This is a genomic window from Enterovibrio coralii, assembly GCF_001559595.1.
Classification (GTDB): Bacteria; Pseudomonadota; Gammaproteobacteria; order Enterobacterales; family Vibrionaceae; genus Enterovibrio; species Enterovibrio coralii.
Window position 1 is genome coordinate 1 of sequence record NZ_LNTY01000005.1, and the last position, 15,016, is coordinate 15,016.

A 15,016-nucleotide genomic window follows, 5' to 3' on the forward strand; every position below is an offset into this window, starting at 1 on the left:
AGCGACACCAACAGCGCTAAAGGAGCCCGGTAGGTGTCTCTTAAAAAATGATTGTCGATAAACAACGAAAGAAAAAGCCAGTTGTTTGTGGCAACTGGCTTGATGAGGTTTTAGCATTCAACTCTTAGTGTTTCACGTGAAACATTAACCTTCGTTGTAAGCCCGTTCGATTTCTTCAGCAAGAATCGCGATACCTTTTTGTATCTTCTCATCGTCCTGAACATAGTTCATACGCAGGCATTGATGGGTATGTTCCCAATCAAGCTCTGAGCCAAAGAAGAAATATTCCCCCGGAACAACCAGTAGGCCTCGTTGCTTTAATCGCGCATACAACTCTTTGGTAGTGATTGGGAGTTCATCAAACCATAGCCAAAGGAAGATGGCACCTTCAGGCTTATGGATTTTAAAGCGCGAGTCTGGGATAGCATCCAACAGCTTTTGAACTGTACGCTCAGCCTTATCTTGATAGAAAGGCTTAATGATATTTTCGCTCAGTGATAACAAATCACCGGTCTTGATCATCTCAAGTGCGAGGGCAGGACCCACCCCACAAGGCGCGAGACTGACGATGCCGTTGATGTTTATTAGTGAGGTGATGATGTCTTCACTTGCAATGATAATACCGCAGCGTACGCCTGGTAGACCGAGTTTAGAAAGACTTGAACATAAGATAGTGTTGTCATTCCAAAACGGCTTCACATCTTCAAAGATGATGTTAGGGAAGGGCACGCCATAGGCGTTATCAATGATAAGCGGGATACCATGCTTACGTGCAAGCTTATCGAGTTTTACAATTTCTTCGTCTGTTAGCACATTGCCTGTTGGGTTGGTTGGACGAGAGGCACAGATCGCCGCGACAGAGTCATCAATCTCCAACGCATCGAAGTCCACATGGTATTTAAACTGGCGATTATCCAATTGTTCAATGGTCGGTTTAAAGCTGGTGAAGATATCTGGGTCAAGCCCGGAGTCGGCATAGCCAATGTACTCTGGGGTCAGCGGCAGCAAAATTTTCTTGAAGCTGCCATCGTCATATTGTCCGCCAAAGAGGTTGAACAGATAGAAGAATGCACACTGGCTACCATTGGTCAGCATGATGTTTTTCGGTGAAATCTCCCAATCCAAGGTTTTGCTCAGCATGTCAGCTAACGCAGCAATAAAGTCAGTTTTACCCTGTGGGCCGTCATAGTTGGCGAGGGCAGCGACAAGTGAACCGTCATCAAGCATACGACGAGTGAGCTCGTCAAAGTGGTTCATCATTTCAGGAATTGCTGCTGGGTTCCCGCCACCGAGCATGATGGCATTTGGATTTCTTAGGCCATCGTTGAGGTCATCCATTAATTGGGTAATGCCGGAGTGGTGAGAAAATTTGGTGCCAAACTTAGAAAACTGCATGAATGCGTAACCTTATCGCTGTTCAATCCTTGTTGTGTTCGCTCCACAATACCCCAACCTCTGCGCATTTTAAAACCAATTTCTAGAACATAATTGGGCAGGATAGTTTCAGTCATTTGAGCGTGAAATATTGATATGTTCCACGTGGAACATAGGCGGTGAGATGGTAGTTTTGAGGCAATAAAAAGCCCCGCATGTGCGAGGCTTTTTTTGTCAGCAACTGCGGTTTATTTCTGAAGCAGAGAGATGTCTGCAACATTCATAAACTGGCTACGCAGGGTGTTCAGCAGAGCAAGACGGTTCGCTTTCAGTGCTTCGTCTTCTGCCATAACCATCACGTTGTCGAAGAAGGTATCAACAGGCTCACGCAGATCAGCCAGTTGAGTCAGTGCCGCTTGGTAGTCACCTGCTGCGAATACAGGTTTCAGTGCCTCTACCATTGCAGTCACTTTCTCAGCCAGTGCTTTCTCTGCATCTTCAACCAGCAGTTCGCTGTTGATGGTGTCAGACAGCTCACCGTCGTATTTCGCCAGGATGTTACCTACACGCTTGTTCGCTGCTGCCAGAGACTCAGCTGCATCCAATGAGCGGAAGTGCGTTACCGCTTTCACACGCTTGTCGAAATCAGCCGGTTGAGTTGGGTTCATCGCAAGCACAGCTTGGATAGCATCAACGCTGTGGCCTTCGTCTTGATACCATGCGCGGAAACGACCCAGCATGAATTCGATGACGTCAGCTTCAACCTTGTCGTTAGTCAGGCGGTCGCCGAACAGAGATTTGGCTTTACCGATAAGATCGGTCAGGTCCAGATCGTAACCGTATTCAACGATAATACGCAGCACACCCAGAGAAGCACGGCGAAGTGCAAATGGGTCAGAACCTTTAGGTGCTTGGCCAATACCGAAGATACCCACGATAGTGTCCAGCTTGTCTGCCATTGCCAGTGCAGATGACACGCCATTGCTTGGCAGCTCATCACCAGCAAAACGTGGCATGTATTGCTCGTTCAGTGCCACTGCAACTTCTTCTGCTTCACCGTCGTGGCGTGCGTAGTGCATGCCCATCACTCCTTGGGTGTCGGTGAATTCGAATACCATTGAGGTCATTAGGTCACACTTCGCCAACAGGCCTGCGCGTTGTGCTTTCTCAACGTCAGTGCCAATCTTGTCAGCAATGTAGCCAGCAAGCTCGGTGATGCGGTCTGTTTTGTCTTTGATGGTACCCAGTTGTTTCTGGAAGATAGCCGTTTCAAGCTGAGGCAGGCGATCAATCAGAGGACGCTTGCGGTCAGTGTTGAAGAAGAACTCTGCATCAGCCAGACGTGGGCGAACCACTTTCTCGTTGCCTTCGATAACATGGCGAGGCTCTTTAGACTCGATGTTCGACACGAAGATGAAGTTAGGTAGCAGTTGCTTGTCTTCGCTGTAAACAGGGAAGTACTTCTGGTCACCTTTCATGGTGTAAACCAGTGCTTCTGCAGGTACCTTCAAGAACTCTTCTTCGAAGGTTGCTGTCAGTACGACTGGCCATTCAACCAAAGAGGTGACTTCTTCAACCAGGTCGTCATCCAGATCCGCGATACCGCCAACCAGTTCAGCCGCTTTTTGAGAGTCTGCAATGATCAGGGCTTTACGTGCTTCGTAATCTGCCATGACCTTGCCGCGCTCTTCCAAAATCGCAGGGTACTGATCCGCATTGTCGATGGTGAATTCAGCTTCACCCATGAAGCGGTGACCACGAACGGTGCGAGATGAAGCAACACCCATGATGGTGCCTTCGATCAGCTCATCACCCATCAAAATGGTCAGGGTTTTCACCGGACGAATGAACAGGGTGTCTTTGTCACCCCAGCGCATTGGCTTGGCGATTGGCAGGTTAGCCAATGCTTTGTCAGCCAGTGCAACCACGATTTCTTTGCTGTTTTGGCCTTTGACTTCTTGTTTGAACAGAAGCCATTCACCTTTGTCTGTCGCCAGACGATCAGCTTGGTCTACCGTGATACCACAACCACGCGCCCAGCCTTCAGCGGCTTTGGTTGGGTTGCCGTCAGCGTCAAATGCTGCTGATACCGCAGGGCCGCGCTTTTCAACCAGCTTGTCAGCTTGTTGCTCAGCCAGTGCTGCCACTTTCAGTGCCAGACGGCGAGGGGTCGCGTACCAGGTTACGCCTTCGTGCGTCAGTTCAGCGTCTTTCAAGCCTTGCTCGAAGTTTGCTGCGAACGCTTCAGCCAGTGTACGAAGTTGCGTTGGTGGCAGCTCTTCCGTACCCAGCTCAATCAGAAAATTCTTTGCCATCTTACTTCTCCTCATCCTTCTTACACATTGGGAAGCCCAGAGCTTCGCGTGATGCGTAGTACGCTTCTGCAACTGACTTAGTCAGGTTGCGAATGCGCAGGATGTAGCGTTGACGCTCAGTCACAGAGATCGCTTTACGTGCGTCCAACAGGTTGAATGCGTGACCTGCTTTTAGAATGCGCTCGTACGCTGGCAGTGGCAGAGGCTTCTCTAGCTCAAGCAGAGATTTACACTCTTTCTCACACTGGTCGAAGTAAGTGAACAGGAAATCCACGTCTGCGTATTCGAAGTTGTAGGTTGATTGCTCAACTTCGTTTTGGTGGAAGATGTCACCGTACGTCACTTTGCCGAACGGGCCGTCAGTCCATACCAGATCGTAAACAGAGTCTACGCCTTGGATGTACATTGCCAGTCGCTCGATACCGTAAGTGATTTCACCGGTTACAGGCTTACACTCCAGACCGCCAACTTGTTGGAAGTAAGTGAACTGAGTAACTTCCATACCGTTCAGCCATACTTCCCAGCCAAGACCCCAAGCACCCAGTGTCGGGTTTTCCCAGTTGTCTTCTACGAAGCGGATGTCGTGAACTTCTGGGTCTATACCCAGAACACGCAGCGAACCCAGATACAATTCCTGAATATTGTCCGGAGACGGCTTCATGATGGTCTGGAATTGGTAGTAGTGTTGAAGACGGTTAGGGTTTTCACCGTAACGGCCATCAGTCGGACGACGTGAAGGTTGCACATACGCTGCTGCGATTGGCTCTGGACCAATTGCACGCAGACAAGTCATTGGGTGAGAGGTGCCAGCACCTACCTCCATGTCGAGTGGTTGCACGATGGTGCAGCCTTGTTGGGCCCAGTAATCCTGCAGCGCGAGGATCATGCCCTGAAAAGTTTTAACGTCGAATTTTTGCATCGTCAGGTTCGCGCGGTTAATGAAAAGAAAATAACACGCGATTATAGCGCGCAAGGCTTGGGATAAGTAGGGGTAATGGCGGTTTTTTGTCCTTTGAAATGCAAGGCTAAGAGGGGGGTCGAAAGCCAAAGGGGCAGCGGGTTGTTTTTTAGACCAGCGAAAGGCTAGAATGCGCTCGCTCTTGGGGAGTAGTCTCTTGCGCCAGCAAGGCCATTATCAACATAGTTGGAGCCTCAATGCTCCATGGTAATGGCGACACACGACTGTGAGTTTGACGAGACCAATGACAACGAACACGAACCGGGCGGGGCGTGCGTCTTGTCATGGTTATCGAACAATAAACCTCGCCCTTGGAAGACATCATGAGCGTGCTAGCAATTTCCATTGCCACCGTTGCTTGGCAGAAATCGGTGACAAGACCCAACTTCTTTCCTTGTTATTGGCTAGTCGTTACCGAAAGCCAATGCCGATTATCATGGCAATTTTGTTTGCGACGCTGTTAAACCATGCGGTTGCTGCATGGCTGGGTGTGGTTGTTGCCGACTATCTGACGCCAGACGTATTGCGTTGGGTCTTGATTGTCAGCTTTGCGGTCATGGCACTTTGGGTGCTTATTCCAGACAAATTGGATGACGATGAAAGCGTGTCGAACCGTGGGCCGTTTGTGGCCAGTTTTATCGCGTTTTTTATCGCAGAGATTGGCGACAAAACCCAAGTGGCAACAACGGTGTTGGGTGCGCAAAATGCTGATGCGCTCACGACAGTGGTAATAGGCACCACCATAGGTATGTTGATTGCCAATGTCCCAGTGGTATTGCTCGGTAAAAAGGCCGCCAATGCGTTACCACTAAATATCGTACGGTATGCAACTGCGGCGCTGTTTGCCGTGCTGGCAATCGCAACCTGGTGGCTTAGATAGGCCAGTAACGGGGAGTGTGATAGCACTGACAACCTTGGGTTGAGATTCGTGGTAGCGTGAAGATAGTAGCATCGTGACCAAGGAGCTCGAAATGGAAAGGTTTCTCGCGATAAGCCCGAAAAGCCAACTCTGGCTGTTTCACACTGCGTTAGCACTCAATATATTGGGTATGGTTCTGACGGATATGTGGGAACCAATGGTGGTAGGTGCGATAGTGACCACTTACTTATCTATCGATGCCACGGTGCGAGTACGGTATGTGCTTCCCATGAAAAAAGTGCTTCGCGAACTGGAACAAGAGAATGCGTCGCTGAGGCGAAAGATGGCGGATGTTGAACAGTCTTCCGCGTACTAGTCGAACAATGAAAAAAGGCAGCCTTGGCTGCCTTTTTTACTTATAAGCCTTTCTTGATAAGGTACTTATAAGGACTTGCTTCTGCGTCTTGTGCGACCAAGGTGTGGTCCATAAAGCGGCAGAAACTTGGAATGTCGCGCGTTGTTGACGGGTCATCTGCCGTCACTAGCAAGGTTTCACCCTCAGCCATGTTACGAATCGTCTTTCTCACCATCATCACAGGCTCTGGGCAACGCAGTCCCTCAGCATCTAAAAAGTGATCCGGATTTTCAAATTCTGAACTCATATTCATTTTTCACATAGAAAACGTCGGCCCGATCATACTTATGAAGACTAAATAATCAACAGGGGTTGGAATTGTAAATATGTTGTGTAATTTATTTAACAAGTTGTTAACGAGGTCTTCGATAAGACTCTCGGTACGGACAAACAGCTAGGCTAACTCACTCATCGACTACACTCATCCCAGTTTTCTTGGGCTTCCCCGCTTTAATGCGGGATTTTTTTTGCCTGCAGTTTGTGATGCTCGCCTTTGGTGGCAATTTCACAAATAGATACGCATCAGACGCCCGTGGGTATAATGGCTGAACATATCACTTCTTAGGCTACCTATGGAACTTGAAGATATCTATCGTCGTGATTTAAACCTCCTCATCGCATTGCGCGTGCTGTTAGAGGAGGGCAGTGTCAGCAAAGCGGCAGTGCGCCTTAACCTCAGTCAGTCCGCCATGAGCCGTGTTCTTGGTCGCTTAAGAAGTTTAACCAATGATCCTTTGTTCACAAGACACGGCCAGCATTTGATCCCGACACAACGCGCCTTAGAGCTGAATGCGTCTCTGACCGCACCGCTTGATGCGTTGTGTACTGTGTTATCGCCAGAAGAGTTCGACCCAGCGCAGTGCGAGCAAAACTTTAAAATCGCCACGACAGACTATGCAATGCAAACCATTTTGCCGTTTGCTTTGCCGCGTATCTATGAAGAAGCCCCTGGGTTGTCGCTGGAGTTTGCGCCGCTGCAACACGATCAGTTGATGAGACAGCTCACGACCGAAGGGTGTGACATGGCGATTTGCCGTCCAACGGGACCGGTTGATCCGTTGCAATCCGATATTCTTGGCTTGGTCAGTGTGTTTTGTTTGGTCGCGAAGCATCATCCCTTGGCAGACAAAACCCTCACGCTCGACGACTACCTCACGTATCCCCATGCCGTGATTGCGATCAGTGATGGTGTAAAAGCCCTGATTGATGAAGCACTGCGTGGTCACCCTCAACCCAAGCTTGCGCTGCGCGCCTACCATTTGGAAGCGGCGGTGGCCATGGTCGACAGCTTGCCGTTAATTATCACGGTACCGGCGGATTTGGCCTATTTGGTGGGCGAAAAGTATGACTTGGTGATTAAGCCTTTGCCGTTTGAGTTTAAACCGTTTGATTACTCGCTGATCTGGCACCCAAGAACCGAACACTCTGCGGCGCAAATGTGGCTACGTAACCTCATCAAAGAAGAATGTGGGCGCCTGATTTCGAGCCGGATTAAAGACATGGGGTTTATCTAGTCATACATACCAAACAAAAACGGAGCCATAGGCTCCGTTTCTTTTCAGGTTTCGCGTTAGCCAGATTAAAGCTTGATCACCACGCGGCCTTTGATTTGACCGTTAGTGATGGCTTCTGCCGCTTCTGGTACTTCTTCCAAAGAGATTTCGCGACAACCGTCTTGGTAGTAGCTTGCTGGCAGAAGATCAGAGATACGTGCCCATGCTTGTTGGCGACGCTCGTACGGTGCGTACACTGAATCCACACCTAACAGTTTCACGCCACGCAGAATGAAAGGCATCACTGTGGTTGGAAGGTCAAAACCACCTGCCAGACCACACGCAGCTACTGCGCCGTCGTAATCCATTTGCGCCAGCACTTTTGCCAGCATTTTGCTGCCAACTGTATCAACAGCACCAGCCCACAGTTGTTTTTCCAGTGGACGTGCAGGCTCGTCAAACTCGCTGCGCTCAACAACGCGGCTTGCGCCCAGCGCTTTCAGCCATTCGCCGTTTTCGCTTGCACGGCCAGTTACTGCAACCACTTGGTAGCCAAGCTGTGCCAGAAGGGTAACCGCTACAGACCCTACACCGCCGCTCGCGCCAGTTACCAGGATTTCGCCTTTCTCTGGTGTGATGCCTGCGTCTTGTAGTGCTTGTACACACAACATGGCTGTCAGGCCAGCGGTACCGATTTTCATTGCTTGGTCACCCGCCAGTTTTTCTGGCAGTGGTACCAGCCAATCAGCTTTCAGGCGCGCTTTTTGTGCCATGCCGCCCCAGTGACCTTCGCCAACACCCCAACCGGTCAGAACCACTTTCTGTCCAGCGGTGTAGCGGTCATCTGAAGACTTAGCAACCGTACCGACCAAGTCGATACCTGGCACCATTGGGAACTGGCGGCAGATCTTGCCTTTGCCTGTGATCGCCAAACCGTCTTTATAGTTCAGTGATGAATAATCGACATTGATAAGTACGTCGCCTTCAGGCAATTGACTGACATCCAGTTCTTGAATGCTTGATGTGGTGATTTTGTCTGCTTGATCCAGTACGAGAGCCTTAAACATGGCATGTCCTCCGAAGGGGGAAGAAGATAATTGGTTGAGAATCAATATGCTTAAAGTGTAGAGCGAAATCGCATATGAAAATAATGAAACTATTTCATTTAATCTATGCGTTCAAAGCATATCGTAGTGTTTCTACTTTGCCAGAAACAACAAAGCCGAGCGGGTGCTCGGCTTTGTCAGTGCGAAGTGCGTTATACGCGCTCAAACACGGTCGCAATACCTTGTCCCAACCCGATACACATGGTGGCGAGACCAAGCTCAACATCATTGTGCTCCATCAGGTTGATAAGCGTAGTCGAGATCCGTGCGCCTGAACAACCCAGCGGGTGACCCAGTGCAATCGCGCCGCCGTTTAGGTTCACCTTCTCGTCAACTTTATCCAGCAGCCCCAAGTCTTTCGCACACGGTAAAGATTGCGCAGCGAACGCTTCGTTCAGCTCAACCATGCCAATGTCATCCATGGTCACGCCTGCGCGCTTCATGGCTTTGTGTGTTGCAGGAACTGGACCGTAACCCATGATGGACGGATCGCAACCTGCTACCGCCATCGAACGGATACGGGCACGGATAGGCAAACCCAATGCTTTGGCTTTGTCTTCACTCATGACCAGCATGGCTGCGGCACCATCAGACAAGGCAGAAGACGTACCTGCGGTCACAGTACCATTGGCAGGGTCGAAGACAGGACGTAGGCCAGATAAGGTTTCCACCGTGGTTTCTGGGCGAATTACCTCATCGTTTTCCATCAAGAACAAGCCGCCTTTCTCATCATGCGCTTCTGTTGGCATGATTTCGTTTTTAAAGCGTCCCTCAACCGTAGCGGCATACGCACGCTGATGAGAGCGCGCTGCAAACGCATCTTGCTGCTCACGGCAGATACCATGCAGGCGTCCTAGCATTTCGGCGGTCAGGCCCATCATGCCCGCCGCTTTTGCCACAGACTTTGACAGTCCTGGGTGAAAGTCCACGCCATGGGTCATAGGAACATGGCCCATATGCTCAACGCCCCCAATCAAACACACATCTGCGTCACCAACCATGATGGTACGCGTCGCATCATGCAGCGCTTGCATGGAAGAGCCGCACAAGCGGTTGACTGTGGTCGCAGCAACAGAGTGAGGAATGCCCGCCAACAGCGCAGCATTACGCGCGACGTTAAAGCCTTGCTCTAAGGTTTGCTGTACACAGCCCCAATAGATGTCTTCAATGTCATTGGGGTCGAGTTGTGGGTTACGCGCCAGCAGCGATGCCATCAAGTGCGCAGACAAATCTTCCGCACGGGTGTGTCTAAACGCGCCGCCTTTAGAGCGGCCCATCGGGGTTCGAATACAATCGACAATCACGACGTTTTTCATGTTGTTTTCCCTCTCAAATCCTTGTGGTTAGGCAGACTGTCGTTGGGCATCGAAATACCCTTCGCCTTTGGCGGCTTTGTCGCGCAAGCCTTGCGGCACTTCGTAGGCTGGGCCTAGGTTTGCAAGGCTATCGGCCACTGCAACATAGTTTGCCAGTCCAATGGTGTCTAAGTAGCGGAATACGCCGCCGCGGAAAGGAGGGAAGCCCAATCCGTAAACCAATGCCATGTCGGCTTCTTGTGGGGTCGCAATAATGCCTTCTTCAAGACAGCGAACCACTTCGTTGATCATTGGCACCATCATGCGGTTAATGATGTCTTCATCGCTGTAATCGGTGCTGTTGCCAAGCACAGACGCCAGCAAGCCGGCCACATCTGCATCGACGTCTTTCTTCGGCTTGCCTTTGCGGTCAATGGAGTATTTATAAAAACCGACACCGTTCTTCTGACCAAAGCGATCGGACTCGAACATCACATCCACTGCGTCGCGATAGCTTTTCGCCATACGCTCTGGGAAACCTTCCGCCATTACCGCTTGTGCGTGATGCGCGGTATCAATGCCGACAACATCAAGCAGGTATGCAGGGCCCATTGGCCAGCCAAATTTCTTCTCCATTACCTTGTCGATTTTGGTGAAGTCAGCCCCATCTCTGAGCAGCATGCTAAAGCCTGCGAAGTAGGGGAACAGCACGCGGTTAACAAAGAACCCCGGGCAGTCGTTGACCACGACAGGACTCTTGCCCATCTTAGCCGCGTATGCGACCACGCGCGCCACGGTTTCGTCCGAGGTGTCTTTGCCACGAATCACTTCAACCAACGGCATACGATGAACCGGATTGAAAAAGTGCATGCCACAGAAGTTTTGTGGACGCTTGAGTGATTGCGCGAGCAGGTCAATAGGAATGGTAGAGGTGTTGGAGGTGAGCACGGCGTCTTCTGGCAGAATCTCTTCAACTTCGCTCAGCACCGCGGCTTTCACTTTCGGGTTCTCAACCACGGCCTCGACAACAACATCTGATTGTTCAATACCGGCGTAATGCAAGCTTGGGGTAATAGCGGCAAGAATGTCCGCCATTTTGGCGCCCGTCAGACGACCGCGCTCAAGTTGCTTGTTCAACAGCTTGGAGGCTTCTTTCATGCCCATTTCAAGTGAAGCTTGGCTGATGTCTTTCATCAGTACAGGCACGCCTTTGCGCGCAGACTGATAGGCGATACCGCCGCCCATGATACCTGCGCCCAAGACGGCTGCGCGGCTGGTGGCTTTGCCTTCTTTAGCTGCTTGCTTGGCTTTGGATTTGAGGTATTGGTCGTTAAGGAAAATTCCAACCAATGCCTGAGTGACATCGTTCTTCGCCAGCTTAACGAAATGCTTGTTTTCGATAACCAAGGCTTCGTCACGGCCTGCGCGCGCCGCTTCTTCAATAGAGACAACCGCGGTCATTGGTGCAGGGTAGTGAGGACCTGCCACTTTCGCGACCATGCCTTTGGCCATGGTGAAACTCATGGTGGCTTCAATTTTGTTCAGTTGTAGCGGTGCTTTTTTCTGTGCGCGGCGGGCTTGCCAGTTAAGCTTGCCCTCAATGGCTTGTTTGGCGAGAGCAAGAGCTGCTTCTTCAAGATCCTCTGGTGCCGTCACGGCGTCGACCAGACCAATCTTAAGTGCGGCGTCTGCGCGGCTTTCTTTACCCGCAGTGATAAGCTCCATCGCAGTATCCGCACCGACAAGGCGAGGCATACGTACGGTGCCACCAAACCCCGGCATGATACCGAGCTTGGTTTCTGGTAAACCAATGCGCGCGGTGGCATCAGCAATACGGAAATCGGTAGCAAGAATACATTCACAGCCGCCGCCTAAGGCGAAGCACGAATCACAGAAATGGTCGGGAAGGCAGATCTTCGAGTTTATTAAAAATGTCATTGGCGTGGGTGACCCACTGTGACAATTCTTCTTCTGGTTTTGCAAACAAACCGAGAAACTCGGTGATATCAGCCCCAACCACAAAGGCGGGTTTGGCTGAGGTTAGCAGCAGGGCTTTCACATTTGATTGTTGCGCCAGAGCATTCAGGGCTTCGTTGAAGCTCTCGAGTGTCGCGAGATCAAATTTGTTAACAGAACCGGGTGCATCAAGATTCAGTTCCGCAATACCATCATCCAGATAGCGAACGGAAAGTGTGTCACCTTGGTAAATCATGTTCTATCTCCGTATTGCCAGCTCTTCGTCTGGTTTTGGTTTACCGTTGTGTAGGGTGAGATCCTGGTTAGACCAGAGTTTTAGTCTGAGCCGCTCTGAACGAAAAGGCAACAAAAATGTTAAACGCTTGTTTGAATTTTGTGTTGCCATCGAGAGAAAGCGCAGGTTAACTGTTTCTTATTAATGTAGTTAATCAAGATAAGGGGAGATGCAATTCCTGTGTTAAAATCCTGCCCCTTTTCATCACTTGGTGGTCTGTATGAACAATGCTCCTTATCTGATCCCTGCGTCAGCGGTAGTGGCAGAAGAAGAAATAAAGAAAAGCCGCTTTATTACCTATTTGGCGCATACACCGGGCATTGAGAACGCAAAGGCGTTTGTTGCAGAAATCAAAGCCAAGCATGCTGATGCGCGTCATAACTGCTGGGCATTTGTCGCAGGCCGTCCGGAAGACTCGATGAGTTGGGGGTTCAGTGATGATGGGGAACCCTCAGGCACGGCTGGCAAGCCTATCTTGGCGCAGCTAACAGGCAGTGGGGTTGGCGAGATCACTGCGGTGGTCACGCGCTACTATGGCGGTATCCGTTTGGGTACTGGTGGGCTGGTGAAGGCATATGGCGGAGGCGTTCAACAAGCACTCACACAATTGGTAACAAACGAGAAGGCAATTACGGTGCAGTTCACAGTAAGCTGTGAATACCCTCACATTGCACTAATCGAATCTATACTGGCTTCCCATAACGCGGTTCAGGTTAATACTGAATTCAGCCATAATGTGGTGATGACAGTGGAAGTGGATGCACGGAATGCCGATCAGATCGCGGAAGAAATAGTAAACCGCTCCCGAGGTCAGGTAAGCATAGCCGGGTTAAATAACAATCAATAATTCAGGCACTAGCCTGAATATAAGGAAGAGCCGCTTTAGGCTATGCAATTTCGCTCAATCATTCGAATCGTCGGGCTGTTACTGGCCCTTTTTAGTATCACCATGCTGGCTCCAGCTGTGGTGGCGTTTATCTATCGAGACGGGGAAGGTTTCCCGTTCGTCCTTACCTTCTTTCTACTTCTTGCTGGTGGTGGCCTGTTATGGTTTCCAAACCGGCGATTTAGGCATGAACTTAAAGCGCGGGATGGCTTCTTAATCGTTGTCCTGTTCTGGACGGTAATCGGCAGTGCCGGTTCTATTCCTTTCATGCTTTCCGAACAACCCAATATGTCAGTGACCGACGCATTTTTTGAATCCTTTTCCGGTCTGACTACTACGGGTGCAACGGTTATCGTGGGACTCGATGAACTCCCGAAAGCGGTACTCTTTTATCGCCAGCTTCTGCAATGGTTTGGTGGTATGGGGATCATCGTACTCGCCGTGGCAATTCTGCCCGTGCTGGGTATCGGTGGTATGCAGCTTTATCGCGCAGAGATCCCGGGGCCAGTGAAAGACAGCAAGATGACCCCACGTATTGCCGAAACGGCAAAAGCACTGTGGTACATCTATTTAGCATTAACGGTTTCTTGTGCGTCGGCGTATTGGCTGGCGGGGATGTCGGTGTTTGATGCCATCAGCCACAGTTTCTCGACGGTGGCGATTGGCGGGTTCTCAACCCATGATGCTAGCATTGGCTATTTCAAAAGTCCGGCCATTAACTTTATTACGGTTTTCTTCCTCTTTATCTCTGCGTGTAACTTCTCGCTGCACTTTGCAGCGTTTGCGAGTGGCAAACTGCACCCTGGCTTCTACTTTAAAGACCCAGAGTTCAGAGCGTTCGTGCTTATCCAACTTATCCTGTTAGCGATTGTCTTTTGGATGCTGATGAGTCACGGCACTTACGACTCAGAGTTTGAGGCATTCAACCAAGCCATTTTCCAGACCGTATCGATATCGACGACGGCGGGGTACACCACGACCAGTTTCGCCGACTGGCCTTTGTTCCTTCCGGTGCTTCTTCTGTTCTCTTCTTTTATAGGAGGCTGCGCAGGGTCAACGGGTGGCGGTATGAAGGTGATCCGTATTCTGCTTTTGTCACTGCAAGGGTCGCGTGAGCTAAAACGTCTAGTTCACCCTCGTGCGGTTTACACCATCAAGGTTGGAAACAAAGCACTGCCACAACAAGTCGTCGATGCGGTGTGGGGATTCTTCTCTGCTTACGCATTGGTGTTTGTCATTTGTATGCTCTGTCTTATCGCGACAGGGATTGATGAACTGACTGCCTTCTCAGCCGTTGCGGCGACATTGAATAACCTTGGCCCAGGTCTTGGTGAAGTCGCGGTTCACTTTGGCGATGTAAACAGTGCGGCGAAGTGGGTGCTGATTATCTCTATGCTATTTGGACGACTGGAAGTCTTTACGCTGCTTGTCTTGTTTACGCCGACGTTCTGGCGAAGCTGATCAATTTAGGAAAACACATGAAAAAGGCACTTTTACTTCATTCAAGCCGCGAAGGGCAGACAGTTAAGATTCTGCGTGCGATGGAAAAGACGCTGTCAGACGAATATCAGTGCGAGCTGGTGGATCTTCATTCGGCGTCTTCGGTAAACCTTGCTGACTACGATAAGGTCTTGATTGGCGCTTCTATTCGTTATGGCCACTTAAATAAGAAGCTCTATCAATTTATAGAAACACACCTTTCTATATTAAAAGAAAAGAAAGCGGCCTTTTTCTGTGTAAACCTCACCGCCCGTAAGCCTGGAAAGGACACCCCAGAGGGAAGTGTCTATGTGAAGAAGTTCTTAAAGCTCTCTCCGTGGCAGCCAGAACTTATCGGTGTTTTCGCGGGCGCGCTCTATTACCCGCGCTATCGACTTTTCGATCGCGTGATGATTCAGTTCATTATGCGCATTACGGGTGGTGAAACCGATACTACAAAAGAAGTGGAATACACGAATTGGGACAAAGTGACCGAGTTTTCTGAGCGTTTTCGTTCTCTTTAACACCACTTTGAGCGAAAAGTAATCGAACGAGATGTTTTTCGCAAAAAACCTTACAAAACCG

At 50.1% G+C, this 15,016-nt stretch carries 11 protein-coding genes and 2 pseudogenes; 6 read left to right on the top strand and 7 right to left on the bottom strand.

Features of this window, described 5'->3' with window-relative positions:
• Positions 1 to 144: 144 nt before the first annotated feature.
• The 3 genes from ATN88_RS00735 to glyQ form a co-directional block, all read right to left on the bottom strand.
• Positions 145 to 1,395, bottom strand: a complete 1,251-nt coding sequence (locus tag ATN88_RS00735) for a valine--pyruvate transaminase (protein ID WP_067409942.1) — start codon at positions 1,393 to 1,395, stop codon at positions 145 to 147.
• Positions 1,396 to 1,622: 227 nt separating this feature from the next.
• Positions 1,623 to 3,689 carry a glycine--tRNA ligase subunit beta gene (gene glyS / locus ATN88_RS00740; RefSeq protein WP_067409945.1) on the bottom strand — a complete coding sequence of 689 codons (2,067 nt, stop codon included), beginning with the start codon at positions 3,687 to 3,689 and terminating at the stop codon, positions 1,623 to 1,625.
• Position 3,690: 1 nt separating this feature from the next.
• Positions 3,691 to 4,608: a glycine--tRNA ligase subunit alpha gene (gene glyQ, locus ATN88_RS00745; protein ID WP_067409975.1), complete on the bottom strand. Its 918-nt coding sequence runs from the start codon at positions 4,606 to 4,608 to the stop codon at positions 3,691 to 3,693.
• A 362-nt stretch (positions 4,609 to 4,970) separates the two neighbouring features.
• Between glyQ and ATN88_RS00750 the strand changes: the two are divergent.
• Together ATN88_RS00750 and ATN88_RS00755 are read left to right on the top strand one after the other, a co-directional pair.
• Positions 4,971 to 5,527, top strand: a pseudogene (locus ATN88_RS00750) (TMEM165/GDT1 family protein).
• 91 nt (positions 5,528 to 5,618) lie between these two features.
• Positions 5,619 to 5,882 (top strand): hypothetical protein, encoded by a 264-nt coding sequence (locus tag ATN88_RS00755; RefSeq protein WP_067409947.1) that lies wholly within the window; start codon positions 5,619 to 5,621, stop codon positions 5,880 to 5,882.
• A 40-nt stretch (positions 5,883 to 5,922) separates the two neighbouring features.
• Here ATN88_RS00755 and tusA read toward each other — a convergent pair whose 3' ends face one another.
• A complete protein-coding gene (tusA, locus tag ATN88_RS00760) occupies positions 5,923 to 6,168 on the bottom strand; it encodes a sulfurtransferase TusA (protein WP_067409950.1) in 246 nt (81 codons plus the stop codon).
• Positions 6,169 to 6,493: 325 nt separating this feature from the next.
• On the opposite strand from tusA, the gene ATN88_RS00765 reads away from it, so the two are divergent.
• On the top strand, positions 6,494 to 7,435 hold the full coding sequence (locus tag ATN88_RS00765; protein WP_067409953.1) for a LysR family transcriptional regulator: 942 nt from the start codon (positions 6,494 to 6,496) through the stop codon (positions 7,433 to 7,435).
• A 65-nt stretch (positions 7,436 to 7,500) separates the two neighbouring features.
• Here the strand turns inward: ATN88_RS00765 and acuI are convergent, their stop codons facing one another.
• From acuI to fadB, 3 genes and pseudogenes are all read right to left on the bottom strand, one after another.
• On the bottom strand, positions 7,501 to 8,481 hold the full coding sequence (gene acuI / locus ATN88_RS00770) for an acrylyl-CoA reductase (NADPH) (protein ID WP_067409960.1): 981 nt from the start codon (positions 8,479 to 8,481) through the stop codon (positions 7,501 to 7,503).
• A 191-nt stretch (positions 8,482 to 8,672) separates the two neighbouring features.
• Positions 8,673 to 9,836, bottom strand: a complete 1,164-nt coding sequence (fadA, locus tag ATN88_RS00775) for an acetyl-CoA C-acyltransferase FadA (RefSeq protein WP_067409963.1) — start codon at positions 9,834 to 9,836, stop codon at positions 8,673 to 8,675.
• A 27-nt stretch (positions 9,837 to 9,863) separates the two neighbouring features.
• Positions 9,864 to 12,027: pseudogene (fadB, locus tag ATN88_RS00780) on the bottom strand (fatty acid oxidation complex subunit alpha FadB).
• Between the two features lie 259 nt (positions 12,028 to 12,286).
• Here fadB and ATN88_RS00785 point away from each other — a divergent pair.
• The 3 genes from ATN88_RS00785 to hemG are packed head-to-tail and all read left to right on the top strand — an operon-like array spanning position 12,287 to position 14,955.
• Positions 12,287 to 12,913: a YigZ family protein gene (locus ATN88_RS00785; protein WP_067409965.1), complete on the top strand. Its 627-nt coding sequence runs from the start codon at positions 12,287 to 12,289 to the stop codon at positions 12,911 to 12,913.
• 42 nt (positions 12,914 to 12,955) lie between these two features.
• Entirely contained in the window at positions 12,956 to 14,413 is a 1,458-nt protein-coding gene (locus ATN88_RS00790; RefSeq protein WP_067409967.1) for a TrkH family potassium uptake protein, read from the top strand.
• A 17-nt stretch (positions 14,414 to 14,430) separates the two neighbouring features.
• Complete coding sequence (gene hemG, locus ATN88_RS00795; protein ID WP_067409969.1) at positions 14,431 to 14,955, top strand: menaquinone-dependent protoporphyrinogen IX dehydrogenase; 525 nt, start codon at positions 14,431 to 14,433, stop codon at positions 14,953 to 14,955.
• The last annotated feature ends 61 nt before the right edge of the window (positions 14,956 to 15,016 follow it).

Coding starts and splice junctions, on each gene's coding strand:
- glyS (WP_067409945.1), bottom strand. CDS start 3,689: ATGGCAAAGAATTTTCTGATTGAGCTGGGTACGGAAGAGCTGCCACCA.
- hemG (WP_067409969.1), top strand. CDS start 14,431: ATGAAAAAGGCACTTTTACTTCATTCAAGCCGCGAAGGGCAGACAGTT.
- glyQ (WP_067409975.1), bottom strand. CDS start 4,608: ATGCAAAAATTCGACGTTAAAACTTTTCAGGGCATGATCCTCGCGCTG.
- ATN88_RS00785 (WP_067409965.1), top strand. CDS start 12,287: ATGAACAATGCTCCTTATCTGATCCCTGCGTCAGCGGTAGTGGCAGAA.
- ATN88_RS00765 (WP_067409953.1), top strand. CDS start 6,494: ATGGAACTTGAAGATATCTATCGTCGTGATTTAAACCTCCTCATCGCA.
- ATN88_RS00790 (WP_067409967.1), top strand. CDS start 12,956: ATGCAATTTCGCTCAATCATTCGAATCGTCGGGCTGTTACTGGCCCTT.
- tusA (WP_067409950.1), bottom strand. CDS start 6,168: ATGAGTTCAGAATTTGAAAATCCGGATCACTTTTTAGATGCTGAGGGA.
- ATN88_RS00755 (WP_067409947.1), top strand. CDS start 5,619: ATGGAAAGGTTTCTCGCGATAAGCCCGAAAAGCCAACTCTGGCTGTTT.
- ATN88_RS00735 (WP_067409942.1), bottom strand. CDS start 1,395: ATGCAGTTTTCTAAGTTTGGCACCAAATTTTCTCACCACTCCGGCATT.
- acuI (WP_067409960.1), bottom strand. CDS start 8,481: ATGTTTAAGGCTCTCGTACTGGATCAAGCAGACAAAATCACCACATCA.
- fadA (WP_067409963.1), bottom strand. CDS start 9,836: ATGAAAAACGTCGTGATTGTCGATTGTATTCGAACCCCGATGGGCCGC.